Annotated in this window: 18 protein-coding genes and 2 pseudogenes; 13 read left to right on the forward strand and 7 right to left on the reverse strand. The window is 66.8% G+C overall.

Annotation, left to right across the window (positions count from 1 at the left end; genetic code table 11):
- Positions 1 to 57 precede the first annotated feature (57 nt).
- The 4 genes from JOD52_RS03440 (at position 58) to JOD52_RS03455 (ending at position 9,798) form a co-directional block, all read left to right on the forward strand.
- A complete protein-coding gene (locus JOD52_RS03440; protein ID WP_204408803.1) occupies positions 58 to 1,890 on the forward strand; it encodes an ABC transporter ATP-binding protein in 1,833 nt (610 codons plus the stop codon).
- A gap of 157 nt (positions 1,891 to 2,047) precedes the next feature.
- Entirely contained in the window at positions 2,048 to 2,281 is a 234-nt protein-coding gene (locus JOD52_RS03445) for a hypothetical protein (RefSeq protein WP_017822139.1), read from the forward strand.
- Positions 2,282 to 2,593: 312 nt separating this feature from the next.
- Positions 2,594 to 9,286, forward strand: coding sequence for a DNRLRE domain-containing protein (locus JOD52_RS03450; protein ID WP_204408804.1), 6,693 nt, complete (start codon positions 2,594 to 2,596; stop codon positions 9,284 to 9,286).
- Entirely contained in the window at positions 9,283 to 9,798 is a 516-nt protein-coding gene (locus JOD52_RS03455; protein ID WP_150108309.1) for a hypothetical protein, read from the forward strand. The genes JOD52_RS03450 and JOD52_RS03455 overlap by 4 nt, the downstream gene beginning before the upstream one ends.
- Positions 9,799 to 9,971: 173 nt before the next feature.
- Here the strand turns inward: JOD52_RS03455 and JOD52_RS03460 are convergent.
- From JOD52_RS03460 to JOD52_RS03480, 5 genes and pseudogenes are all read right to left on the reverse strand, one after another.
- Positions 9,972 to 10,280 (reverse strand): annotated as a pseudogene (locus JOD52_RS03460) (transposase); the annotation flags it as partial.
- Positions 10,281 to 10,510: 230 nt separating this feature from the next.
- Positions 10,511 to 11,059: a transposase gene (locus tag JOD52_RS03465; protein WP_338124045.1), complete on the reverse strand. Its 549-nt coding sequence runs from the start codon at positions 11,057 to 11,059 to the stop codon at positions 10,511 to 10,513.
- A complete protein-coding gene (locus tag JOD52_RS03470) occupies positions 11,056 to 11,802 on the reverse strand; it encodes an ATP-binding protein (protein ID WP_338124028.1) in 747 nt (248 codons plus the stop codon). Before JOD52_RS03470 ends, JOD52_RS03465 begins: the two co-directional genes overlap by 4 nt.
- Positions 11,799 to 13,361 (reverse strand): IS21 family transposase, encoded by a 1,563-nt coding sequence (gene istA / locus JOD52_RS03475; protein WP_204408388.1) that lies wholly within the window; start codon positions 13,359 to 13,361, stop codon positions 11,799 to 11,801. Before istA (JOD52_RS03475) ends, JOD52_RS03470 begins: the two co-directional genes overlap by 4 nt.
- 163 nt (positions 13,362 to 13,524) lie before the next feature.
- Positions 13,525 to 14,487 (reverse strand): annotated as a pseudogene (locus JOD52_RS03480) (IS1380 family transposase); the annotation flags it as partial.
- Between the two features lie 605 nt (positions 14,488 to 15,092).
- Here JOD52_RS03480 and JOD52_RS03485 point away from each other — a divergent pair.
- Both JOD52_RS03485 and JOD52_RS03490 read left to right on the forward strand, forming a co-directional pair.
- Entirely contained in the window at positions 15,093 to 15,326 is a 234-nt protein-coding gene (locus tag JOD52_RS03485; protein WP_204408806.1) for a hypothetical protein, read from the forward strand.
- 170 nt (positions 15,327 to 15,496) lie between these two features.
- Positions 15,497 to 16,000, forward strand: a complete 504-nt coding sequence (locus tag JOD52_RS03490; RefSeq protein ID WP_204408807.1) for a hypothetical protein — start codon at positions 15,497 to 15,499, stop codon at positions 15,998 to 16,000.
- 191 nt (positions 16,001 to 16,191) lie between these two features.
- On the opposite strand, the gene JOD52_RS03495 is transcribed toward JOD52_RS03490, so the two are convergent.
- On the reverse strand, positions 16,192 to 16,464 hold the full coding sequence (locus JOD52_RS03495; RefSeq protein ID WP_193865429.1) for a 2Fe-2S iron-sulfur cluster-binding protein: 273 nt from the start codon (positions 16,462 to 16,464) through the stop codon (positions 16,192 to 16,194).
- A gap of 133 nt (positions 16,465 to 16,597) precedes the next feature.
- Here JOD52_RS03495 and JOD52_RS03500 point away from each other — a divergent pair, with 133 nt between their 5' ends.
- Entirely contained in the window at positions 16,598 to 17,944 is a 1,347-nt protein-coding gene (locus tag JOD52_RS03500) for a hypothetical protein (RefSeq protein WP_204408808.1), read from the forward strand.
- A 299-nt stretch (positions 17,945 to 18,243) separates the two neighbouring features.
- On the forward strand, positions 18,244 to 21,549 hold the full coding sequence (gene ileS, locus JOD52_RS03505; RefSeq protein ID WP_204408809.1) for an isoleucine--tRNA ligase: 3,306 nt from the start codon (positions 18,244 to 18,246) through the stop codon (positions 21,547 to 21,549).
- Between the two features lie 129 nt (positions 21,550 to 21,678).
- Here the strand turns inward: ileS and JOD52_RS03510 are convergent, their stop codons facing one another.
- Positions 21,679 to 21,825 (reverse strand): ubiquitin family protein, encoded by a 147-nt coding sequence (locus JOD52_RS03510; RefSeq protein WP_190271808.1) that lies wholly within the window; start codon positions 21,823 to 21,825, stop codon positions 21,679 to 21,681.
- 126 nt (positions 21,826 to 21,951) lie between these two features.
- Between JOD52_RS03510 and JOD52_RS03515 the strand changes: the two genes are divergently transcribed.
- The 5 genes from JOD52_RS03515 to JOD52_RS03535 all read left to right on the forward strand — a co-directional run bounded on the left by JOD52_RS03515 (position 21,952) and on the right by JOD52_RS03535 (position 25,576).
- Positions 21,952 to 22,410: a hypothetical protein gene (locus tag JOD52_RS03515; RefSeq protein ID WP_150108307.1), complete on the forward strand. Its 459-nt coding sequence runs from the start codon at positions 21,952 to 21,954 to the stop codon at positions 22,408 to 22,410.
- A gap of 159 nt (positions 22,411 to 22,569) precedes the next feature.
- Positions 22,570 to 24,132, forward strand: a complete 1,563-nt coding sequence (gene istA / locus JOD52_RS03520) for an IS21 family transposase (protein WP_204408388.1) — start codon at positions 22,570 to 22,572, stop codon at positions 24,130 to 24,132.
- Entirely contained in the window at positions 24,129 to 24,875 is a 747-nt protein-coding gene (locus tag JOD52_RS03525; RefSeq protein WP_338124028.1) for an ATP-binding protein, read from the forward strand. The genes istA (JOD52_RS03520) and JOD52_RS03525 overlap by 4 nt, the downstream gene beginning before the upstream one ends.
- 4 nt (positions 24,876 to 24,879) lie before the next feature.
- Positions 24,880 to 25,029, forward strand: coding sequence for a hypothetical protein (locus JOD52_RS03530; RefSeq protein WP_204408810.1), 150 nt, complete (start codon positions 24,880 to 24,882; stop codon positions 25,027 to 25,029).
- A gap of 223 nt (positions 25,030 to 25,252) precedes the next feature.
- On the forward strand, positions 25,253 to 25,576 hold the full coding sequence (locus JOD52_RS03535; RefSeq protein ID WP_017822833.1) for a hypothetical protein: 324 nt from the start codon (positions 25,253 to 25,255) through the stop codon (positions 25,574 to 25,576).
- Positions 25,577 to 25,612 lie beyond the last annotated feature (36 nt).

Raw genomic sequence — 25,612 nt, forward strand, 5'->3', positions numbered from 1 at the left:
ACCGCTGGCCCCGGCGGCGGAGGCCGCGGAGGCGGTGGCGGGGGCGGACACCACGGGATGCCTGAGATCACCCTGCCGCCCGGGCAGAAGCCCGACACCCGCCGGGTGATGCGACTGTTCCGCCCCTACCGGCGCACCATCGCCGCCGTGCTGGTGCTGATCGCCGTCGGCGCCGCCGCCGGGGTGGTCTCCCCGTTCCTGGTGCGGGAGATCGTGGACGTTGCCCTGCCCGAGCAGCGCCTGGACCTGCTGGCCTGGTGCGTGGGCGGACTGATCGCGGTCACCGTGGTCTCCAGCGCCCTCGGTATCACCCAGGCCATGCTCTCCACCCGCGTGGGGCAGGCCGTCATGCACGACCTGCGGGTCGCCGTGTACGGGCACCTGCAGCGGATGGGCCTGGGGTTCTTCACCCGTACTCGCACCGGGGAGATCCAGTCCCGGATCTTCTCCGACATCGGCTCCATGCAGGCCGTGGTCACCAACGTGATGACCCAGATCGTCTCCAGTGCCGCCGGGATCGTGATGGCCCTGGTGGCGATGGTGGCCCTGGACTGGCGCCTGACCCTGTTCTCCCTGGTCTCCCTGCCGTTCGCGGTGTGGATGAACCGGCGCGTGGGCAGGCGCCGCCGAGAGATCGTCAAGGCCCGGCAGGAGAAGGCCGCCGACCTCTCCGCCGGGATCCAGGAGTCGCTGTCCGTCTCCGGGATCCTGCTGGGTACCACCATGGGCCGCACCCGGGCACTGACCGAGACCTTCGCGACCGACTCCCGGGGCCTGGCTGACCTGGAGATCCGCTCCGAGATGGCCGGCCGCTGGCACATGGCGGTGTTCACCACCCTGATGGCGATCTTCCCGGCGCTCACCTACCTGCTGGGCGGGTACCTGCTGTTCACGGCCGACGAGCCCGGCACCCTGGGCGGCGTGGGCGGCACCGGCGTCACCATCGGCACCCTGGTCGCCTTCATCTCCCTGCAGACCGGCCTGTTCCCCCAGGTGAACGGCCTGCTTCGGGTGGCCACCCAGGTCAACAGCTCGCTGGCCCTGTTCACCCGCGTGTTCGAGTACCTGGACGCCCCCATCACCATCGACGACGCCCCCGGTGCCCGCGCACTGGACCCCGCCCAGGTGCGCGGTGAGATCCGCTTCGAGCAGGTGGACTTCACCTACCCCGGGGCCGATGAGCCCACCCTGCACGGCATCGACCTGGTGGTCCCCGCCGGCAAGCACACCGCCCTGGTGGGCGCCACCGGCTCCGGCAAGACCTCCACCGGCTACCTGATGGCCCGCCTGTACGACCCCACCGGCGGCCGCATCACCCTGGACGGCCACGACCTGCGGGAGATCACCATGGAGTCCCTCGCCGCATGCCTGGGCGTGGTCACCCAGGAGACGTACCTGCTGCACGCCACCATCGCGGAGAACCTGCGCTTCGCCCGGCCCGACGCCACCGACGAGGACCTGATCGCGGCCTGTCGGATCGCCCAGATCCACGATCACATCGCAGCCCTGCCCGAGGGGTACGCCACCGTGGTGGGGGAGCGCGGCTACCGCTTCTCCGGTGGGGAGAAGCAGCGCCTGGCCCTGGCCCGCACGATCCTGAGGGACCCGCCGGTGCTGCTGCTGGACGAGGCCACCTCCGCCCTGGACGTCGCCACCGAGCGCGCCATGAGCGGGGCGCTGGATGCGGTGGCGCGAGGCCGCACCACCGTCTCGATCGCCCACCGCCTCTCCACCGTGCGCCATGCCGATCAGATCGTGGTGCTGGACCACGGGCGCATCGTGGAGCGCGGCACCTACGACGAGCTCATCGCCGCAGGCGGGGCCTTCGCGCGCCTGGCCGCCCAGGACGCCCGCGAAGCGCAGGAACCATCGAACCTGAAGGGGATTTGACCGGGCTTTGCCGTATGGGGAAGCCATGGGCCCACCCCATACCAAAGTCAGGGACGACTACACCCAGGGCGGGATGCAGTCACCTGGGATCCGCGACACGATGGAGTCATGCAGCGGCGATCCCTCGCCGCCCTGCACCATCGAGCAAGGAGCGGAGATGACGACGCTGACTCAGCATGATCAGGACTCTGCCCCCGCCCGCCGCATCTCCCGGAAGCCGGCCACGGGCCGCCCCGTGCTGTTCGCAGTGCTCCTGGGGCTCGCTGCACTGCTGCTGATGTGGGTGCTGATCGCCGGCCCGGCACTGCCGTTGCCGCTGATGATCATCGCCGCCGGCACCGCACTGGGCATCGTCGCCCTCAGCTGGACGGTGGCCGGGCCGCGGCTCTGAGCCCTGCTCACGCTTCCCCCTTGGCTTCTGCTGAACCCAGCGATCTGGGCCTGAGCAGATCGTGATCTGACTGTTATCTGGCGGGTGTCTGGGTGGTTGCTGGGTGGGCGCATACTGTGCTCAATCTCCGGCCTCGGAGGGGTGGAGCAGCGAGGGTGCTGCGAGTGGCTGGAGGTGCCCGATGGCGGGTGCTGTGTCTGTTGCGGGTGGTTGGTTCCGTCGGTACCTGGGGGGGTTGTCGCCTCGGGCCTGGTAGCGGCACTGGTGGTGACGGGGTTGCCTCCCCAGCGGGCGTGGGCGGAGGATCCGCCGGTGGATGATCCGGCCCCGGAGGTGTCGGTGCCGGTGGCGCCGTTGAGTGTGGATTTCCCGTCGGCGGTGGTGCAGGCGCGGGCTACGGGTGAGCGGGTGGAGGTGACGGGGGAGCGGACGGAGTCTTCGACGACGTGGGTGAATCCGGATGGGACGGTGACGACGACGCAGCATGCGGCGCCGGTGCGGTTCCAGGACGCCGAGGGGGCCTGGCAGGAGTTCGATACGACGCTCGAAGAGCGGGCGGATGGGTCGATCGCCCCGGTGGCGGTCCCGGATCCGGTGGTGCTGGCGGGTTCGGTGGAGGGGACCCCGGCGGTTCCTGCGCCGGTGGCGTCGATGGGCGCGGGCGAGGGTGCGCAGGTGGCGGTGGCGTGGGAGGGGGAGCTTTCGGAGCCGGTGCTTGCGGGGGATGCGGCGACGTATCGGGGGGCGTGGCCGGGGATTGATCTGGTGGTCCATGCGACGCGGGATGGGTTTGAGCAGTCGTTCGTGATTGCGGATCGGGAGGCCCTGCTGGGGTATACGGGTCAGGCCGCGCCGGGGGCGAGTGACGGGGGTGGGGATGCCAGCGACGGCGGTGGGGATGCTGGTGACGGCGGGGTTCCGGCGCCGGTGCCGGTGACGGGTGGGCGCGTGTCGTGGGATGTGCCGCTGGTGGTGTCGGAGGATCTGACGGCGAGGGAGGTGGCCGGGGAGCGCATCGAGTTCGTCAACGGCGCGGGTGAGGTGGTCTCGCGGTTCGAGGCGCCGCTTGCGTGGGATGCGCAGGTGGATGCGAAGTCTCGGGAGCATGTGAATCATGTTCCGGTCACGGTGGCGCTGGTGGGTCAGGACGCTGGGCGGGTGACGCTGCGGTTGAGTGTGGATGGTGGCTGGCTTTTGGATGAGGGCCGGGTGTTCCCGGTGACGGTGGATCCGGTGTATGCCTCGGCGACGGCGCGGCCGACGTTTGATGCGTTCGTGCAGTCGAACATCTCTACGGATCGTTCCAGTGAGCAGGAGTTGAAGGTCGGCACGTATGACGGGACGAACAAGGCTCGTTCGTTCCTGACGTTCTCGAACACGTCGTTCAAGAACGTGAAGATCATGTCGGCGACGTTGAACCTGTATGAGACGTGGTCGTACTCGTGTACGCCGCGGGCGGTGGAGGTGTGGAACTCGGGGAGCGTGTCCTCGGCGACCCGGTGGAGCAATCAGCCGGCGCTGGGGTCGCGGTTTGGGTCGGTGACGGTCGCGAAGGGCGCGAATTCGTCGTGTGCGGCGGGGTGGGTGAATATCCCGATCACCAGTTTGGCGCAGTCCTGGTCGGGCAACGCTGCGGCATCGGTGACGTTGGCGATCAAGGCTGCCTCGGAGACGGATGTGCTGGGGTGGAAGCGGTTCGGGTCGATGGAGTCGACCACGCCTCCGTCGATCACGTTCACCTATGACCGCAAGCCGAATCTGGCGACGGTGCCGGTGGTGGCCAGCACCGGCACTTACAACTCGCAGTCGTATGTGTGGAAGAAGCGGCCGGTGGTCTCGACCACGGCCACGGATCCCGATGGCAACCGGGTGAAGGCGAATATCGAGGTGCACACCTCGATGACCGCTACCGCGTCGACGTTGGTGACCGAGTGCGATACGCCGCTGGGGGCATCGGGGTCGACGCTGTCGTGCACGCTGCCGGCGGACCTTTCGGACAATCGGACCTTGTATGTGCGGGCCGCGGTCGCGGACGAGCTGGGTCTGTGGAACGGCGGCTGGTCGGGTTGGAAGAAGGTGCTGACGGCGCAGGTCGCGCCGGCGGCCCCTCAGGTCTCGTGCAATGTGGGCAACGGATCGTGGTCGCAGGTGAAGCCGGCGGCGTCGTTGTCGTGCCAGGTGGTGATCAGTCAGGCGTTGTCGAACAACTCACCGGTGACGGTGCGGTACATGGTTGATGGGGCCATGGTCGAGACGCTGATCCCGGTCGCGCCGGGGCCGCGCACCGTGTCCCTGCCTGCGATCTCGTTCACAGAGGGCACGCATCGAGTGCGGGTGCGGGTCTCGTCGGCCTCCACGATGGCGTCGGTACCGGTGGAGTTCACTGCGGGGTGGGGTGGCCCGTCGGTGACGCATCCGCTGCCGTTGGCGGCCAGCAATGGCACGTTCGCGGTCAAGGCTGGGGCACCGCCTGTCACCTCGTCCTCGCAGTCGGTGGTGGCGCAGCAGCAGTGGCGCCTGGCCGGCACCACTGACGCCTGGACGAACGCGGGGACAGCAGCGACCGTGAGCGGGACGGCGAGCAAACCCCTGGAGTACACGAGCACGTTCGATGCCGGTACGGCCCTGGCGGCGGCGGGGAACACCTCGCGGGGCCCGGTGCGGATGGAGTTCAGGGTGTGCTTCACGTACACGGGGATCACTCAGCCGTTGTGCACGGATGCGACCCGGCCGACGACGTTGGTGCGGGTGCCGCATGCGTTCGGCGGTGGGTATCCCACGGCGGATGTGGAGGCGGGGCAGGTCGCCCTGTACACGGGCGAGTTCCAGACCACAGCCACCGATGTGAGCGTCCCCGGTTACGGGTCCGATATCAGCATCTCCCGCTCCCACCTGTCCTACACCGGGACGGGGGATGTGAAGGCGTGGCCAGTGGATCCGGTCACGGGTGTGTTCGGGCCGGGGTTTGTCGCGAACCTCGAGGGTGATTCCGCGGTGGGCCTTGCGGGCCTGGACGTGATCGATCAGCGGATGAGTGATGGGTCGATCGCCCTGGTCGATGCGGAGGGCGAGCCGCTGGTGTTCGTCAACCCCACCGGCAAGACCGGCACACCCGTGCCCGCTGTCCTCCAGCCCGGTACGGAGGACACGGCGCTGTCTGGTGTGAGTGCGGAGCTCACCGGTACGGCGGCTGCGCCGACGCTGGTGGTGCGAGAGGACGACGGGACTGCGACCACGTTCGCCCCGGTCGCCGGGGGCAGTTCGAAGAACCTCCAGTGGCGGCCGTCCGCGATCGCCGAACCCGGTGAGGCAGGCCAGACGCGGTTCGGGCATGACCCGGCCACCGGTCTGGTCACCAGGATCGTTGCTCCTGCCCCGGACGGGCTGGATCAGGATGCGTGCGTACCCAGCGGTGCGTTGCCGGCGGGGTGCCGGGCGATCGACCTTGCCTACATCACTGTCACCGACCCGGACGGGAAGCAGGCCAAGCGACTGTCGAAGGTGAGCGCGGTCCTGTACAACGCGGCCACCAAGCAGATGGAGACGAGACCGGTCACCACCTACACCTACGACACCCTCTCCCGGCTCAGCACGGTCACGGATGCCCGGTCGAACCTCTCGACCACGTACACCTGGGATGGCACATCGACTCGGATCGCGTCGATCACCCCCTCGGGGCTTGCCCCGTACAAGGTCACCTACGCCGCGAACCCGGATACGAGCATCCCCACGATGGTGGTGAGGAACGTGAAGCGGGGTGGCCAGACCAGTGGCGCGGCGGATGTGCAGATCGCCTCGATCGTCTACGACGTGCCGGTCAGTGGAGCCGGGCTGCCGGACCTGTCGGACCAGGGCATCAGCTCGTGGGTGAAGGACGAGGCAGACACCCCTGAGTATGCCGCCCAGAAGCCCGTTGCCGGGTATGCGGTGTTCGACTCCGATCACCCCGTCCAGGTGCTGGTGGGCAGGGATCTGCCAGCAGCGGATCTGCAGTACGCGAGTGTGCAGTATGTGAACGCTGAGGCGTACACCATCAACACTGCCGCTTACGGCGCAGGGGACTGGCAGATCACCGCCACCCGCTACGACACGAAGGGCAATGTGGTCCGCGAGCTGGACGCCGGCGCCATCCAGACAGCGAAAACAGACCCCGCCCTGGGGGAAGGTCAGATCAATGATCTGTCCACCCAGACCTTCTACAACACCGAGCAGAAGAACGCGGACGGGGTCGTCATCCTGCCCGCAGGGTCGATCGTCACGGACACGTACGGGCCGGCCCGCACTGTGATGCTCGCCGACGGAGTGACCGAGCTGCGGGCCCGCCCCCATATGCAGACCCTGTATGACGAGGGTGCCCCCAACTCCGGCATCAACCCCGCAACTGGTGCCCCGTACTCGTTGGCGACCACCGTGGTCACCAGCGCTGTCGGTACAAACGCGGAGGGTACACAGGTGGTGGAGGAGATCGCCCGCACCACCAACGGTTACAACCCCATCGATCAGAAGCCTGCTACGGATCCGACCTCGGGCTGGGTTCTCGGTGTCCCCACGTCGGTGACGAACGCGGCCGGGCACACGGTGAAGCAGCGCTTCGATGCCCGGGGGAAGGTCATCGAGACCCGCCAACCATCCTCCAACGGGGCCGATGCGGGGACCACCCGGACGATCTACTACACCGCCACGGCGAACACCGAGGATGCCTCCTGCGGGGCCACCGACCAGGCCAAAGCGTGGGCCGGGGAGGTCTGCCGGGTCCTCCCTGCCGGGCAGCCGGCTGGGACACCGATGCCGTCAACGAAGGTCACCGGGTATGACTTCTGGCTCGCCCCCACCACCACCGTGGAGACCTCCGGTTCCGCGACCCGCACCAGCGAGGTGCGGTATGACCTCGCTGGCCGCGCGATCTGGACCAAGACCTCCACCGGCGGCGTCACCGGCTCAGTAGCGACCGACCCGATCTTCACGCAGTACAACCCGGTCACGGGCCTGGTGGATGCCGTCGGAGTCTCCAACCCGCTGAACACCGGGATCGGGACGGTGAAGGAGACGTTCACCTACGACTCCTGGGGCAAGCAGACCGCGTACACGAACCAGGCCGGGGAGAAGTCCACCACTACCTATGACACGGCGGCTCGGGTGGTCTCGGTGACCGATCCGAAGGGCACCACCGCCTTCACGTACAACGGCACCGACGCCAACGGCAAACCCGAACGCAGAGGCGTGGTCACCGGGCAGCAGGTCACCCGCACCGGCACCGAGCAACTCACCTATGCGGCGGCGTATGACGCCGACGGGGCGATGACCACGGAGAAACTGCCCGGCGGTATCACCACCACCCACTTCACCGACGAAGCGGGCGAAGAAATCGGCCTGGTGTACTCCGGGCAGATCACCGACCGCGATAGTGGGGCCGTGACGGCGGGTCCGTGGATCGCCTGGTCCCAGACCAATGATGTCCTTGGCCGGGTCCGCACCGACACCACCACGTTCGCGTCCGCGATCGCCACCACCGCCGGCCTCGAAGACCCCGGCACAGAAGAACCTATCGACGCAGCAGGAGGGAATCCGGTGGCGTTCGACCACCGGCACACCTACGACAAGGCCGGGCACCTGGCGAAGGTCGAAGACCTCACCGGCACCCCCCTCCCTGATAGCACCGTTTCCCCGTACACGACCCGGGAGTACACCTTCACCCCGAACGGGGCACGGAAGACCCTCATCGAGACGGTCCGCGCTGATGGCACCCCCACCGGTGCCACCATCGCCGGTACCAACCAGTCCCTCACCTACGATGCCGCGGACCGCCTCACCGGCGGGTACGTCTACGACCCGCTCGGGCGGCAGACCACGATCCCCGCCGCGCACGCCCCGAACCCCGACGGCGGGGCGATCACGCTGGGGTACTTCGACAACGACCTCCCCCAGAAAGTCACCCAAGCAGGCACCACCACGACCTTTACCCTGGATGTCGCGAAGCGTCGCCTGGCCCAGACCAGCGTCACGGGCGGGGATACGACCACGGTCACGAGGCACTACACGGACTCCTCCGACAACCCGTCGTGGATCGAGACCAAGCTCCCCGACGGGAGCGTGGAGACGCTGCGGTATACGGGCTCGATCAGCGGTGACCTCGGCGCGACCATCGCCACCGACGGCGGTGTCTCCCTCATGCTCCCCAACATCCACGGCGACATAACGACCACCATCCCCATCCCCGCCGGCACCCCCGCGGAAGCACCTGCCACGGGTATCACCGGATGGTCCAGCTACACCGAATACGGCACCCCCATCGACCCGGCCCAGACCACCACCGTTGCCACCAGTGCCGGCTACGGATGGCTCGGCGCCAAAGAACGCTCCACCACCCCTGAGACCGCGAACCTCACCCTCATGGGCGTACGGTTCTACAACCGAGCAATCGGAGCGTTCACCAGCATCGATCCCGAACCCGGTGGAAACGCCACCGCCTACAACTACCCCACCGACCCCATCAACTCCTCCGACATCGACGGAAGGAAAGGATGGTTGAAGAAAGCTGGGAAGTGGGCGTGGAAGAACAGATCAGCAATCGCGGGCGCCGCGGCGTTTGGGTTATGCGTCACCGCCGCCGCTTCTATCTGCCTCGCTGCGGCAGCCATTTCAGCGGGGATTAGCATTCACCGCAACTACGGAAGATATAAGCGGGGCGAACTATCGCGCAATCAGTTTGCTGTCGAATCTCTTATCGATGTGGCGTCCGTTGCCATACCGTCCCTCCGGGTGCCGCGCACGCACAGGGCGTTTAAGTTCGCTCGAATAAAGTTCAAAAAGTCAACCTTCTCCGGGCGGCGGGCTGGAGCGCGCCCGACGGGCATAAAAAGTAAAATTAGACTTTACGGTAGTAGGTACCAAAGATCATACAAGGAGAGGGGTAGAGCAAGAAATGCCAGCTACCTAGCACTAGGGGCCGCTGCGGCAGGCCGGTCAGTATCGGGAATTGATGTCTCAAGAAGATTTGCACGATGAATCTGAGTGATTTTGAGTTGATATTCCTTTGGTTACTGGCGTTTCTGGCTGTCGCCTACATTGCCTTGCTGTTCCTGCCGCGCTCAAACTATTTAAACCCCGTGGAGCAGGCTTTCCGTGCTTGGAGTGGACGCAAGGGGGAGCCTGCAAGTCGCGTCAGAAATGCTTTACTTATAGCCTTTGTAGAGGTTGTGCTGATGTACCAGGTTTTCCTGAGGATGTTTGACGAGGATGGGCGCTGGAGGCCTGCGGCTGGGTGGCGTTCTATAAAGAGTACTTTTAACGAGAAGGATTTACTCGTCTCGGTTCTCATCGTTTTAACCGTGTTGTGGTTGGCGTCCTTGCAGATCAGTAAGCCCGAAGAGGAGTCGATTGCTGTTAGGGAGCCATCTACGCAGCAGAAAAAGCGTTCGCGTAGGAGTGGAGTGTTTAACCCCCGAACGTTCGTCCTAGCGGGCCTCGCGATAATCCAGTACACGGTCCTAAGGGCAGGCTTGCTAGTTTGCATATAGCCTCGATGTTTCATGGGGGTTGTGAGCGGGGGCGGTGGGCGTCGTTGCCGGTGTTCAGCTGCTGATTCTGGCATCTGGGTGTGACGGATCGTCGCAGTGTCCATTGCGGGCGGCCCGGGTTCCACTCCCGAGGGGTGGTGCTGGGGGTTGTAGGGACGGGTGAAGCCGCGGGGTCATGTCTGCGCGACGGTGGTGCGGAGCCGGTTGACGCCGGTCAGGACGGTGAGCGCTTCCGGGGCGTGCTGGGCGAGGTGGAGGACCTTGTGCCGGGCGCGGCGGAGCAGGGTCGCAGGGATCTCGAATAGGCGTGCGCGGAGGCGTTTGGGCTCCCATTTCCTTGCATCAGTACTGGTCAGTGCGATGGTCTGCATCCAGGCGACGAGCTCGGAGGCGAGTTGGATGATCTGGCACCAGATCTGGTTCTGCGCGAAGCCCTGGAGGGGGAACGTCGCAAGACCCATGTCCTTGGCGGTGCGGATCCGGTGATGGCGCTCATCGATTTTCCCCAGAGTTGCTCGGTGAACTTCCCCAGGGTCGCGGGGCTAGCCTCGATCTTTCACGGTGCTGCTGAGCGGCAGCGTCGGGCGTCGAGGCCGATGTCCGTAGCTGATTCTGGCAAGAGGGTGTGACGGTCCGCCGCGTGTCGGTCGCGGTGGTCGGGCGTTCCGGTGCCAGGGTCCTTGGGGAGTGCGGTCAGCGACGGGGCCGGGAGCTATCCGGCGGGGGCGGGGAGGCCGGTGAGGCGGGCGTGGCCTGCCAGGACGATCCGGGCCCAGCGTGACCGGTCCGAGAGATGCAGGACCCGCTGCCGGGCATGCCTAGCGATGGTCGCGGGGACCTGGAACAAGCGGTGGCGCAAACGTTTGGGCTCCCACCGCCGGGCGGGCTGGTCGGCGTAGCCGAGCAGCCCCATCCAGGCAGTGATCTCGCTGGCCAGTGCAACGATCTGGCACCAGATCCGGTTCTGGGCGAAGGTCTTCAGTGGCAGGTTCCGTAAGCCTGCGTCTTTCGCGGCCCGGATCCGGTCCTCGCAGCGGGCACGGCGACGGTGACGGATCTCGAGGTCCGCGAGCTGGCCCGTGGTGGTGTTGGTGGCGAACGCGGTGAGCCGGTAGCCGTCGATGTCATCGAACCGCAGCTGCGCTGAGTATTCGTAGTCGTGGGAGCCACCGAATCTTGCTCTTGGGGACCGCCGATCGTGCCGACGGGGGCCAGTAGCCGCCGCGGTGGGGACCACTGGCTCCCGCCGGCATCGGGTCACTGGGGCAGTGCGGTGTGTTCTCGCATGTTCCTGTCGCCGGTGTCGATCCAGATTGTGTTGTGCACGATGCGGTCCATGATCGCATCGGCGTGGACTGCTCCACCGAGCCGGGCGTGCCAGTCCTTCTTCGGGTACTGGGTGCAGAACACGGTCGAGCCGGTGTCATAGCGGCGCTCGAGCAGTTCCAGCAGCATCGAACGCATTCCCTCGTCAGGATGGTCCAGCAGCCACTCGTCGATCACCAGCAGCGAGAACGTGGAGTACTTCCGCAGGAACTTCGTCTGGCCCTGCGGCTTGTCCTTTGCCAGGGCCCAGGCCTCTTCGAGGTCGGGCATTCGGATGTAGTGGGCTCGGAGCCGGTGCTGGCAGGCCTGCTTCGCCAGCGCGCAGCCGAGGTAGGACTTCCCTGAGCCGGTGAAGCCCTGGAAGACCACGTTCTGTTGCCGCTGGATGAAGGAGCAGGTTGCCAGTTGCGCGATCACGTTCCGGTTCAGTCCCCGTTCCTCGACCAGATCCAGCCGCCGCAGGTCCGCTCCGGGATAACGCAGCCCCGCCCGGCGGATCAGACCCTCGACCTTTCCATGATTGAAGATGGAATGCGCCTCGTCCACGATCAGCTGGAGCCGTTCCTGGAACGACATCCCCAGCACGTGAGCCTCATCCTGGGCATCGATCGCGTCCAGCAGCGCGGTCGCGCCCATCTCGCGCAGCTTCCGCTTCGTGTCGTTATCGATCACGCTCACCGGACACCTCCGGCGTAGTAGTCGGCGCCACGGACGTATCCGCCGTCTTCCGCGGGTTCCTCGCGGGGTGGACGCAGGGCGGCGACCTTGTCCTGCCCGGTGGCCAAGATCGGGTGCAGATGCGCATAGCGCGGTGAACGGACCCGTCCCGTCAGCGCGAGTGCGCAGGCCGCCTCGACCCGATCTACGGAGAAGCGGCGAGAGAGCCGTAGCACCGCCAACGCGGGATCCAGGCCCTGTTCCACGATCGGCACGGACTCGAAGATCCGCTGGATCACGATCACCGTGGCCGGCCCGACCCGATCTGCCCACGCCCGCACCCTCTGCGCGTCCCAGGCCTGGAAACGCTCGCCCGCAGGTAGGTCCGCGTCGTTGGTGCGGTACTCATTGCTCGCGGTCTCCGGGAGCAGCAGGTGACTGGTCAGTCGCTGGCTGCCCTGATAGATCTCCAGCGTCCGGGCCGTGATGCGCAGATCGACCTTCGCGCCGATGTGCGCGAACGGCGCGGAGTAGAAGTTCCGCGCGAACGTGACGTGCCCGTTCCTGCCCACTCGTCGTCCGTAGTGCCATGTCGAGATCTCGTAGGGCACCGCCGGCAGCGGCGTCAGCAGCGGCCGCTCCTCCGCGTCGAACACGCTGGCGCGGGATCCGGGCCGCTTCTGGAACGGCTCCGCGTTATAGGCCTCCATCCGCTGCCCGATGGCGGCTGCAAGTTCGGGCAGGGACGTGAATCGCTGATCCCGCAGCCCGGCGATGACCCAGGTCGCGACGTGCGCGACGGTGTTCTCCACGCTCGCCTTGTCTTTCGGTTTCCGCACCCTCCCCGGGAGCACCGCCGCCGAGTAATGCGCTGCCATCTCGCGATACGCATCGTTCAGGACGATCTCGCCCTCGCGGGGGTGCTTCACCACACCGGTCTTGAGGTTGTCCGGAACGATCCTCGGGACCGTCCCGCCCAGCGCCTCGAACATCGCTACGTGCGCTCGCAGCCAGGACTCCTGGCGCATATCCAGCGCCGGGAAGCAGAACGCGTAACGAGAAAAAGGCAGGCAGGCAACGAACAAGAACACCTTCGAGACCTCGCCGGTGACCGGATCGGCCAGCTCCATCGTGGGGCCGGACCAGTCGACCTCCACGCTCTGGCCGGCCTTGTGACCGACTCTCGAAGCGGCACCGGTGACCATGACGTGGTGCTGGTAGGTGCGGCAAAACCGGTCATACCCCATCGCCGGATCCCCAGCCGCCGTGGTCGCGTCGAAGTACTCGCCGTGCAACAGCTTCAGCGTCACGCCGACCCTGGCCATCTCTCGATGGACCTGTTCCCAGTCCGGCTGTGCGAACACGCTCTCGTGCTCGCCCCGGCCCGGGAACAACCGGGCATACACCTGCTCATCGGCGACGTCCGCGATATCGCCCCACCCGATCCCTGCAGCGTCAGCGGCCTCGAACACCGCCCTCACGGACTTGCGGGACATGCCCTGCGAGGACGAAATCGCTCGCCCCGACAGACCTTCTGCGCGCAGCTGGAGCACCAGCTTCGCCCTGATCTTCCGTACCATTCCAGATTGCTCCTTCCGCCGCGTGCCCTATACACACGGCGGAAGGAGCGTAGACAGAGCGGCCCCAACGACACCACTGGTGGTCCCGAACGACGCCACCGCTACGGCAGCGACGTGGCACCCGAACCCTCGATCAGCGGACCCCAGCGAGGCGAATATTCAGCGCCCCGGGATGGGGACGTTCGCGGCGGACGATGACGCGCATCCCCTTTGGCCAGTCCTCGTCGAGGTCGAGCAGCCCGGTCAGTTCGGCGACATCCGCGCCGCCCCGGACGTCGCCGTCGGAGTTGTAGGCAGGCTCCCAGACGTGCTTGGGGATCAAGCGGAACAGCTCCGGCGTGTTCGCGGGCAGGGTGAATCCGACCGAGTACGAGACCCGCCGCTTCACCAATTCCTGCAGCGTCTTCTTCGTGCCGCCGGCTCCGTCGATCCGGACCAGCACCTTCTTCCCCGGCCGGGATCCCATCCCGACCTGGGCCAGCGCGTCGGCGATCACCTGCTTGTGATCGGCTGCGGTGTTCGAGCCAGCATTCCCGGGACGCAAGAGGCAGGTCAGCATCTCCCCGGACCCGCCCGCGCCGTGGTCAACGAACGCGAGCAGCGGGTGGAATCCGAAGCCCTTCTTGAACGTTGGCCTCGCGAACTCTTTCTCGCTATGGGACGTCACCAGCGATGCGTCCAGGTCGATGACCAGTGGGTTCTTCGCCGTTGCGTTCGCATTGGGGGCGTGATGCCCGGCCTCAGCCCAGGCGTTCTTGCGGGCTTTCCGGCGGGCCGTGCTGATCGCGCTCTCGGCCTTGTCGACGTCAGCCGCCAAGGCGGTGAGCAGGCGGGAGATCGTCGGATCCGAGGCCACAGGCCCATACACCGCCGGTTCCGCCCGCAGCGTCGCGACGTCAGCCAAGCAGTCCCCACCGACCGCCAACATGAGCGCAAGATCGGTGAGGATCTTTCCTGGGTCGTGCCGCGCGAACTGCTTCCTCCACGGCACCAGCGCTCTGGACAGCTCGGTGGTCAGGCCCGTCGCCCGCAGCGTCTGAGTCAGCAGGATCCCGCCTGCTTGACCGACGGCGGGCACCGGTGCGACATCAACCTGAGGACGTGGATACAACCCGGTAGTATTCACCCTGAAGGTGCTCCTTGGACTGCGATGAACTGGACTCTAGACAAGCCCTATTCTTCCAGCTCAGGAGCACCTTCACCCATCACGACCCGCCCCTCGGACACCTCAACTATGAAAGCCCGAGGCTAACCCGGCGAGACCACCCGCCCCTACGACCAGCAGCTCCTCTTCTCGGGAGTGGAACCCGACCGCCCGCAACGGACACTGCGACGATCTGTCATACCCGAATGCCAGAATCAGCAACTCAACACTGGCAACGACGCCGACCGTCCCCGCTCACCAGCCCGATGAAACATCGAGGGTAGGGTGGGACACCTGAAAGGTGCTCCTTCCGGCCAGGGATTACGAGACTCAACACCCCGTATCATCCCAGGCCAGGAGCACCTTTCTTTATGCCGTCCGTCGGGCGAGACCACACCCCCGTGAAATCTCGAGGCTAAAGGTGATTTGACCGGGCTTTGCCGTATGGGGAAGCCATGGGCCCACCCCATACCAAAGTCAGGGACGACTACACCCAGGGCGGGATGCAGTCGCCGGGGATCCGCGACACGATGGAGTCATGCAGCGGCGATCCCTCGCCGCCCTGCACCATCGAGCAAGGAGCGGAGATGACGACGCTGACTCAGCATGATCAGGACTCTGCCCCCGCCCGCCGCATCTCTCGGAAGCCGGCCACGGGCCGCCCCGTGCTGTTCGCGGTGCTCCTGGGGCTCGCTGCCCTGCTGCTGATGTGGGTGCTGATCGCCGGCCCGGCACTGCCGTTGCCGCTGTTGATCATCGCCGCTGGCACCGCACTGGGCATCGTCGCCCTCAGCTGGACGGTGGCCGGGCCGCGGCTCTGAGCCCTGCTCACGCTTTCCCCTTGGCTTCTGCTGAACCCAGCGATCTGGGCCTGAGCAGATCGTGATCTCACTGTTATATGGCGGGAGTCTGGGTGGGCGCATACTGTGCTCAATCTCCGGCCTCGGAGGGGTGGAGCAGCGAGGGTGCTGCGAGTGGCTGGAGGTGCCCGATGGCGGTGCTGTGTCTGGGGAATCCTTGGGGCGAAATGATACTAAGAAATATTGCCAGTCTAGTTCACGTTCTATTCTCCATGGCGGTGTTATTCCTTTCTGGTTGTGTGCCCATCGGGGTGCAGCCCGTTGATGTAGCTGCTTATGCGGAGAGGGGTGTAATCTACATGGTCAATCCCATATGTCTGCCCCCGAGAGTGTCGTTTTCGGTCTACTTGGAGGGCGGGGATGAAGTATGGAGTGGAACCCATCCGGTCGATACTTCCGCTCCAGTGATTGCACTCGCAGCATATAATTTTGAGTCGTCGCAAGGGGTTTATGACGTGGGTCAGGAATTGCAGATCTTTGCCCAGGGCGACGAAGATGGAGTGACCTTCCGGGTGGAGTGGGTTCCCGACCGCCTACCAGCACTCACATCAAACGAGGCATACATCTTTGAGACCGGTGAGATCGTGAATATTCAGGAATATCGCAATGATCCCGAGGCGTGTGTGTCTATCTGACTCGTGGTCCACTACTGGCAAGCCAGATCAGCTCTCACCCATCCATGCACCAGTCCCATCGGGACTGATACACGATCATGTGCCACGTTGGCCTGACAGGCCCGGTGACCACGCGAACCGACGAGCAGGCGCGAGGGAGAACGCCCCGACTAGCATCGGCGGGTGCGCACCGAACGGTGTCACCCTCGAACTCAGACGTCGATCTCGATCTCGCCCTCGCCGCGGGAGACGCACGTGATCATGTTGGAGTCCTTCTCGTCGTCCATGAGGAACTCGTCCAGGTGCTCCACCTCACCGCTGACCAGCGGGACCATGCAGGTGCCGCACACGCCGCCCTCGCAGGAGTAGTCCATCGAGATGCCGGCGTCCAACAGGGCCTGCAGCAGCGATTGGCCCTCTGCGACCTCGACCGTGATGCCGGACTTCAGGCACTTGGCGGTGAACGGTTCTCCGAACAGGGACATGCTCGCTCCTCGGTGGATCAACAGCACGGGCCAACGGTTCGGGCCCGGCGCATCCCCCAGGATGTCACGCCCGCCCGGCGCGGTGACAGGACCCCTCTCGCCCCGTGAGCGCCGTTACACCTGCTCTGGGTGCATGAGCACGCCCGAGCCGCGCCTGCCTCCCCAGGTGGCCCGCCAAATATGCGACCTCCGCCGTGCAGACCTCACCCCTGCGCTGGTCCACGCGCTGCGTGCATCGCCCACGGCAACAGCCGCAGTGCTTCGCGAGGTGTGCGAGGCCGCCCCCATGTCGCCTGCAGGAACCCTTTTCCCCGGTTCCATCCCCTTCGAGGAGGACACCGCGCGAACACGCGCCGCCGGGGCCGCTGCGCTGCTCGCGGCCCTGTTCGACGATCACGAGGCACTGGAGCGGCTGCCGTACGAGGACCTGGCGCAGATCGCCACGTCCATCAACGACGACCACCTCGCGCTCCTTGCCCGACTGGGTCCCTCCCTCGCCCCGCGCCTCAGCGCCGGCCTGCGCCGCCACACCCAGCAGGACACCACGCGCACCCGGCCCCCGTACGGACTCCTGGATACCGCCGTCCTGGTGCACGCGGCGGATACCGCCCCCGCCATCGAAGCGACCCTCTCCTACTACCGGGCCCGCCGCATCATCGTGAAGATGGTCATCGGGCCCGAGACCGACGAGAGGGACGTCGCGACCAGGAAGCGCTACCGCCAGTGGGCGAAGCAGGCCCTCGAGGCGCTCCGGGCACCCCTATCGCAGCCCGCTCTCCTTGGTGACGGGACAGATGGCGCACCAGGTGCGGGCGCCGCAACCGCCAGCCCCGACGGAGCAGACCGCCCGGATGAACGCGCCGAGGTCGTGAGGGCCCCGTGGGTGGCGATGGAGCAGTCAGGGCTGCTCACCGGCCGCAGGCCTCGCACACTCACGCCCGATCTGATCCTGGCAGATCCGAAGCTGCGCATCGCCGCAGACGAACCCCTCGGCTTCGCCCGCGACGTGCTGCATGCCGAAGGGCTGTGCGACTGGATCCCCGCCGAGGGCGAGGTCCTGCCGCCGTACGACCAGTTCCTGCTGCTGGGACAGAAGCTGAGCGACGGCGCCGCCGGCATCGAGGACGTGGTGCTCCAGGAGCTCGTGGACGAGGACGGGCACCTGGTACCCCGCGCCGACCACCACCAGTGCACGGACCTGTTCCGGCTGCACTGGACCGAGCACGGGACCCCCGCAGCAGCGGTCAGTACGTCGAGCTCACCCCGTGGATGGACCTCACCCGGCTCGATCAGCTCCTTGCGGACTGGACCGATCCGGAGGGGCGCCGCCTGCAGGTCGACCCGCTCGCCGAGGACAGCGCCGGTGTGGTCCTGGCCGTTCCCGGCGCCTGGGAGCGCTACCGGGAACTTGTGGCCTGGCGGGGGAGAACCGCCCAGGAATGCCCCCGCCAATGAGGCCGATCCCACTGCCGTGCGCTGACCGCACCGGTTCCGCCTGCCGCCGGTGGCTGACTACACTGGCCGCATCGGCATCGACCCGGCCATCACCGGAGAGCCGCGGGAAGAACAGCCAGCACCTCCGTCGGCCCTGAGCCGCAGCGGGGACGTCGGCTCAGTAGAACCCGCCGGGACCAGCCCGTCACAGCTGAGGAACAAGGGGATCCCCCGCACCGGCTGGCCGGCACGAGGGTCAACCGAGGTGGTACCGCGCATGTCGCCCCCGGGCGCCGGCGTCCTCGGACAGCACAGCCGCAGTCCGCCACCACTCGGAGGTCCCCCATGGTCTACCCGGTCACCTCAGACGCCCTTGTCCCCTCACCGAACCTGCCCGAGCTCGAGGAGCGCATCCTCGCCTTCTGGCGCGGCGACGACACCTTCCGGGCCTCCATTGCCCAGCGCGAGGGCGCCGACGAGTACGTGTTCTACGACGGCCCGCCCTTCGCCAACGGCCTGCCGCACTACGGGCACCTGCTCACCGGGTTCGTCAAGGACGTGGTGCCGCGCTTCCGCACCATGTGCGGGCAGAAGGTGGACCGCCGCTTCGGCTGGGACACCCACGGGCTGCCCGCCGAGCTGGAGGCCATGCGGGAGCTGGGCATGACCGAGAAGCACGAGATCGAGCAGATGGGCATCGGCCAGTTCAACGCCGCCGCCCAGGGCTCGGTGCTGAAGTACACCAAGGACTGGGAGGAGTACGTCGAGCGGCAGGCCCGCTGGGTGGACTTCGAGAACGACTACAAGACCCTGGACCCCACCTTCATGGAGTCCGTGCTGTGGGCCTTCAAGACCCTGTACGACAAGGACCGCGCCTACGAGGGCTACTCGGTGCTGCCGTACTGCTGGAAGGACCAGACCCCGCTGAGCTCCCACGAGCTGCGGATGGACGACGACGTCTACCAGATGCGCCAGGACCCCTCGGTGACCGTCACCTTCCCCTTCACCGGGGACAAGGCCACCGAACTGGGCATCGAGGGTGTGCGGGCGGTGGCCTGGACCACCACCCCGTGGACCCTGCCCACCAACTTCTCCCTGGCCGTCGGCCCCGAGGTCACCTACGTGGTGGTCCCGGCCGGGCCCGAGGGCGCGGCCGACGGCGCCGCTGCCGGCGAGGCCCGCTACCTCCTGGCCGCCGAACTGCTGGGCGCCCACGCCGCTCTGCTGGGCTACGCGGATGCCGAGGCCGCCCAGGCCGCCGTCGAGCAGCGCACCTTCACCGGTGCCGAGCTGGAGTACGTCACCTACCAGCCGCTGTGGGACGTGTACTCCGCCGACCGCGAGCGCTGGGGCACCCAGAACGCGTGGATCGTGACGGTGGCGGACTACGTCTCCACCGAGGACGGCACGGGCGTGGTCCACCAGGCCACCGCCTACGGTGAGGAGGACCAGAAGGTCAACGCCTCCTACGGGATCCCGGTGATCGTCTCGGTGGACGAGGGCGCCCAGTTCCTGGACCTGTTCCGCGGCACCGCCCTGGACGCCATCGCCGGGCTGCAGGTGTTCGAGGCCAACCGCCCCATCATCCGCACCCTGAAGGCCGACGGGCGCCTGCTGCGCGAGGCCAGCTACGAACACTCCTACCCGCACTGCTGGCGCTGCCGGAACCCGCTGATCTACAAGGCGGTGGGCTCGTGGTTCATCAAGGTCGCCGACATGCACGATGACCTGCTGCGCCTGAACGAGCAGATCACCTGGGTGCCGGGCAACGTCAAGCACGGCCAGTTCGGCAAGTGGCTGGAGGGCTCGCGGGACTGGGCGATCTCCCGCAACCGCTTCTGGGGCTCCCCGATCCCGGTGTGGAAGAGCGATGACCCCAACCACCCGCGCATCGACGTGTACGGGTCCCTCGCCGAGCTGGAGGAAGCCTTCGGGCGCCTCCCGCTGGACGAGAACGGCGAGGTGAACCTGCACCGCCCCTACATCGACGAGCTCACCCGCCCCAACCCCGACGACCCGACCGGGAAATCCACCATGCGCCGCGTCACCGACGTGTTCGACGTGTGGTTCGACTCCGGCTCCATGCCGTTCGCGCAGGTGCACTACCCCTTCGAGAACACCGAGTGGTTCGAGAGCCACAACCCGGCCGACTTCATCGTGGAGTACATCGGGCAGACCCGCGGCTGGTTCTACGTGATGCACGTGCTGGCCACGTCCCTCTTCGACAGGCCCGCGTTCTCCAGCGTGATCTGCCACGGCATCGTGCTGGGCGATGACGGCGAGAAGATGTCGAAGTCCCGCCGCAACTACCCCGACGTGCGCGAGATGTTCGACAAGTACGGCGCCGACGCGATGCGCTGGTACCTGATGAGCTCGCCGATCCTGCGCGGCGGCAACCTGATCGTGGCCGAGCCGCAGATCCGCGACGCCGTGCGGCAGACGGTGCTGCCGCTGTGGAACGTCTGGTACTTCCTGGGCATGTACGCCAACGCCGCCGGCGCGAAGGACGAGAACGGCCGCCCCACCGGCTATCGGGGGCAGGCGCGCTACGAGTCCGACGACGTGATGGACCGCTACCTGCTGGCCCGCACCAGTCGCCTGGTGCGCGAGGTGCGTGAGCAGATGACGGACCTGGCGATCGCCGATGCCGCGGCCTCGATCCAGTCCTACCTGGACATGCTCACCAACTGGTACGTGCGCCGCTCCCGCGACCGCTTCTGGGAGGGCGACGAGACAGCGATCGACGTGCTCTCCACCTGCCTGGAGACGCTGTGCCGGGTGGCGGCCCCGCTGCTGCCGATGGTCTCCGAGGAGATCTGGAAGCAGCTCACCGGTGGCCGTTCCGTGCACCTGGAGGACTGGCCGGATGCCTCGCAGTTCCCGGCGGGGGAGCAGGCCGATGCGCTGATCGCCTTCATGGACGATGTGCGTGAGGTGGCCAGCGCCGGCAACGCGCTGCGGAAGAAGGAGGGCCTGCGGGCCCGCCTGCCGCTGGCGGAGCTGACCGTGGTCCACGCCGAGCCGGGCGCCCTGGAGCCCTTCGTCTCGATCCTGCGCGACGAGCTGAACGTCAAGGCCGTGCGCCTGCTGGACGTCACCAGCGAGGAGGCGCAGGGCATGGGCGTGGAGCAGCGGCTGTCCGTCAACGCCCGCGCCGCCGGCCCGCGCCTGGGCAAGCAGGTGCAGCAGGCCATCAAGGGCGCGAAGTCCGGTGACTGGTCCGTGGCCGAGGACGGCACCGTCACTGCCGGTGGCCTGGAGCTGGCCGAGGGCGAGTACACCCTGGACCTGGTGGCAGGGGAGTCCGCGGCGCTGGAGGGCCGGGCCGTCGGTGTGCTGCGCGGCGGTGACTTCCTGGTGCTGGACACCCGGGTCACCCCGGCGCTGGAGGCCGAGGGCACCGCCCGCGACGTGGTGCGCGCCATCCAGGCGGCCCGCCGCGACGCGGGGCTGGACGTCTCGGACCGCATCCGCCTCACCGTGGACGGTGACGCGCAGGTGGTGGAGGCAGTGGCCGCGCACCGCGAGCTGGTGGCCGGCGAGGTGCTGGCCACCGAGGTGCAGGTCCCCGCTGCTCCTGCCGAGGGCGCGCACGCGGCGGCCGAGAAGGTCGCCGGAGGGTCGGTGACGGTGTCGGTCGCGAAGGCCTGACGGGACCCTCGCACGACGGCGGGCCGGTGGTGACCCACCGGCCCGCCGTTCGTCGTTGTCCCGTGCTTCCCGCGGGCTGCCGGTTCCCGGCGTCGGTGTTCCCCACACCGAGTGGTCGTTGGCCGGTGCTCAGATGATCCCGTAGTGCTCGTAGTAGTGGGACATCGTCGTCGGCATGGGTTCCTCGTGTCCGAGCAGTTCGTAGGCGGGGATCTCTGTGCCATCGGAGATGACGCCTCTGACTGCGACATCGATGGCCCGTCCGGGATCGAACATCTCGTGAATCACCTCGGTGTCATCGCCGCTCCTCCTGTCGTGTCACTCCTTGTGTGCGAGTAGGCGGTCCGAACCAGCTCGCACTCACCTGGGGACGTGCACGGTCACCGTGGCATGCTGGCCCTGGTGACTATCGGACTGGGGGAGAGCACGGTGATGAGCAGACGAGGAATGCTCGGCGGCGTGGGGGCGCTGGCCGCAGCGGCACTCACGGGATGCTCCGTGCTCCGCAAGGATCGCGCCGAGCTGATCACCGAGGAAGTGTCAAGCATCGATGGCGTGAGTGGCGCGAAGCTCAAGACGGGGAGGGACAATCGCTTTCACACCTACGTCGTGGGAATGGTCGACATCGACGCGGCATCCTCCGCTGAGCGCTTCCGGGTGTGCGACGAGGTAATGCGCACCGCCGTCCCGGTGTTACATGAACGCGACGAACCTGAGGTCAAGGTAGGCGGGCTCAACGGGCGCCTGCCGGACGGTACCGAGATCACTGCGGTTGAGTTGGACCCTGATATGCCCACCGAAGATTTCCCACTCGAACTGGTCAGCGCTGAATCCCTCTTTCCTCGCTACGGACTGGACTGAATATTCGCCTCGCTGGGGTCCGCTGATCGAGGGTTCGGGTGCCACGTCGCTGCCGTAGCGGTGGCGTCGTTCGGGACCACCAGTGGTGTCGTTGGGGCCGCTCTGTCTACGCTCCTTCCGCCGTGTGTATAGGGCACGCGGCGGAAGGAGCAATCTGGAATGGTACGGAAGATCAGGGCGAAGCTGGTGCTCCAGCTGCGCGCAGAAGGTCTGTCGGGGCGAGCGATTTCGTCCTCGCAGGGCATGTCCCGCAAGTCCGTGAGGGCGGTGTTCGAGGCCGCTGACGCTGCAGGGATCGGGTGGGGCGATATCGCGGACGTCGCCGATGAGCAGGTGTATGCCCGGTTGTTCCCGGGCCGGGGCGAGCACGAGAGCGTGTTCGCACAGCCGGACTGGGAACAGGTCCATCGAGAGATGGCCAGGGTCGGCGTGACGCTGAAGCTGTTGCACGGCGAGTACTTCGACGCGACCACGGCGGCTGGGGATCCGGCGATGGGGTATGACCGGTTTTGCCGCACCTACCAGCACCACGTCATGGTCACCGGTGCCGCTTCGAGAGTCGGTCACAAGGCCGGCCAGAGCGTGGAGGTCGACTGGTCCGGCCCCACGATGGAGCTGGCCGATCCGGTCACCGGCGAGGTCTCGAAGGTGTTCTTGTTCGTTGCCTGCCTGCCTTTTTCTCGTTACGCGTTCTGCTTCCCGGCGCTGGATATGCGCCAGGAGTCCTGGCTGCGAGCGCACGTAGCGATGTTCGAGGCGCTGGGCGGGACGGTCCCGAGGATCGTTCCGGACAACCTCAAGACCGGTGTGGTGAAGCACCCCCGCGAGGGCGAGATCGTCCTGAACGATGCGTATCGCGAGATGGCAGCGCATTACTCGGCGGCGGTGCTCCCGGGGAGGGTGCGGAAACCGAAAGACAAGGCGAGCGTGGAGAACACCGTCGCGCACGTCGCGACCTGGGTCATCGCCGGGCTGCGGGATCAGCGATTCACGTCCCTGCCCGAACTTGCAGCCGCCATCGGGCAGCGGATGGAGGCCTATAACGCGGAGCCGTTCCAGAAGCGGCCCGGATCCCGCGCCAGCGTGTTCGACGCGGAGGAGCGGCCGCTGCTGACGCCGCTGCCGGCGGTGCCCTACGAGATCTCGACATGGCACTACGGACGACGAGTGGGCAGGAACGGGCACGTCACGTTCGCGCGGAACTTCTACTCCGCGCCGTTCGCGCACATCGGCGCGAAGGTCGATCTGCGCATCACGGCCCGGACGCTGGAGATCTATCAGGGCAGCCAGCGACTGACCAGTCACCTGCTGCTCCCGGAGACCGCGAGCAATGAGTACCGCACCAACGACGCGGACCTACCTGCGGGCGAGCGTTTCCAGGCCTGGGACGCGCAGAGGGTGCGGGCGTGGGCAGATCGGGTCGGGCCGGCCACGGTGATCGTGATCCAGCGGATCTTCGAGTCCGTGCCGATCGTGGAACAGGGCCTGGATCCCGCGTTGGCGGTGCTACGGCTCTCTCGCCGCTTCTCCGTAGATCGGGTCGAGGCGGCCTGCGCACTCGCGCTGACGGGACGGGTCCGTTCACCGCGCTATGCGCATCTGCACCCGATCTTGGCCACCGGGCAGGACAAGGTCGCCGCCCTGCGTCCACCCCGCGAGGAACCCGCGGAAGACGGCGGATACGTCCGTGGCGCCGACTACTACGCCGGAGGTGTCCGGTGAGCGTGATCGATAACGACACGAAGCGGAAGCTGCGCGAGATGGGCGCGACCGCGCTGCTGGACGCGATCGATGCCCAGGATGAGGCTCACGTGCTGGGGATGTCGTTCCAGGAACGGCTCCAGCTGATCGTGGACGAGGCGCATTCCATCTTCAATCATGGAAAGGTCGAGGGTCTGATCCGCCGGGCGGGGCTGCGTTATCCCGGAGCGGACCTGCGGCGGCTGGATCTGGTCGAGGAACGGGGACTGAACCGGAACGTGATCGCGCAACTGGCAACCTGCTCCTTCATCCAGCGGCAACAGAACGTGGTCTTCCAGGGCTTCACCGGCTCAGGGAAGTCCTACCTCGGCTGCGCGCTGGCGAAGCAGGCCTGCCAGCACCGGCTCCGAGCCCACTACATCCGAATGCCCGACCTCGAAGAGGCCTGGGCCCTGGCAAAGGACAAGCCGCAGGGCCAGACGAAGTTCCTGCGGAAGTACTCCACGTTCTCGCTGCTGGTGATCGACGAGTGGCTGCTGGACCATCCTGACGAGGGAATGCGTTCGATGCTGCTGGAACTGCTCGAGCGCCGCTATGACACCGGCTCGACCGTGTTCTGCACCCAGTACCCGAAGAAGGACTGGCACGCCCGGCTCGGTGGAGCAGTCCACGCCGATGCGATCATGGACCGCATCGTGCACAACACAATCTGGATCGACACCGGCGACAGGAACATGCGAGAACACACCGCACTGCCCCAGTGACCCGATGCCGGCGGGAGCCAGTGGTCCCCACCGCGGCGGCTACTGGCCCCCGTCGGCACGATCGGCGGTCCCCAAGAGCAAGATTCGGTGGCTCCCACGACTACGAATACTCACTGGACTGACCGGATCCGTCTGTTCAGCGGGTCTGGGTTGAGCTTCTGCCCCAAGTTTTGAGCTTGTGCCCCAAGTTTCATGACTGATGCTCTGGACAGCCAGAAGGCGCGTGGCATGCTGGCCCTCAAAGCCATCGGGGCAGGGAGGCAAGCGCGGTGATGAGCAGAAGAGGAATCCTCGGCGGGGCGACAGCACTGGCAGTCGCCGCGCTGACCGGGTGCTCAGTTCTTCGGAAGGACCGTGCCGAGCTGATCACGGACGCAGTGCTCGACGTCGATGGTGTGACCGGTGCGGATCTGACCACGGGCACGAGCAGCAGCTTCTCGAAGTTCGTGGCCGGAACGGTGGACTGCGAAGCTGAGTCGAGCGCTGCTGGTCTGGCTGTGTACGACGAGGCAATGCGGGAGGCGGTCACGCTCCTGCATGGGCTCGACGAGAGCAACACGGTCATCGGCGGCATCACCGGACGGATGCCCGACGGCACCGAGTTCACGCCGCTGGAGCTGGACCCGGCGTTCCCTACTGACGACCATCGACTCGACTACGTCGTCGCAGCCAGCCTGTACCCGCGCTACGGTTTGGCCTGATTTGCCTTGCACTCCCGCTGGTTCAGCGCCTGTGCT

The organism is Brachybacterium muris (assembly GCF_016907455.1).
Taxonomy (GTDB): Bacteria; Actinomycetota; Actinomycetes; order Actinomycetales; family Dermabacteraceae; genus Brachybacterium; species Brachybacterium muris.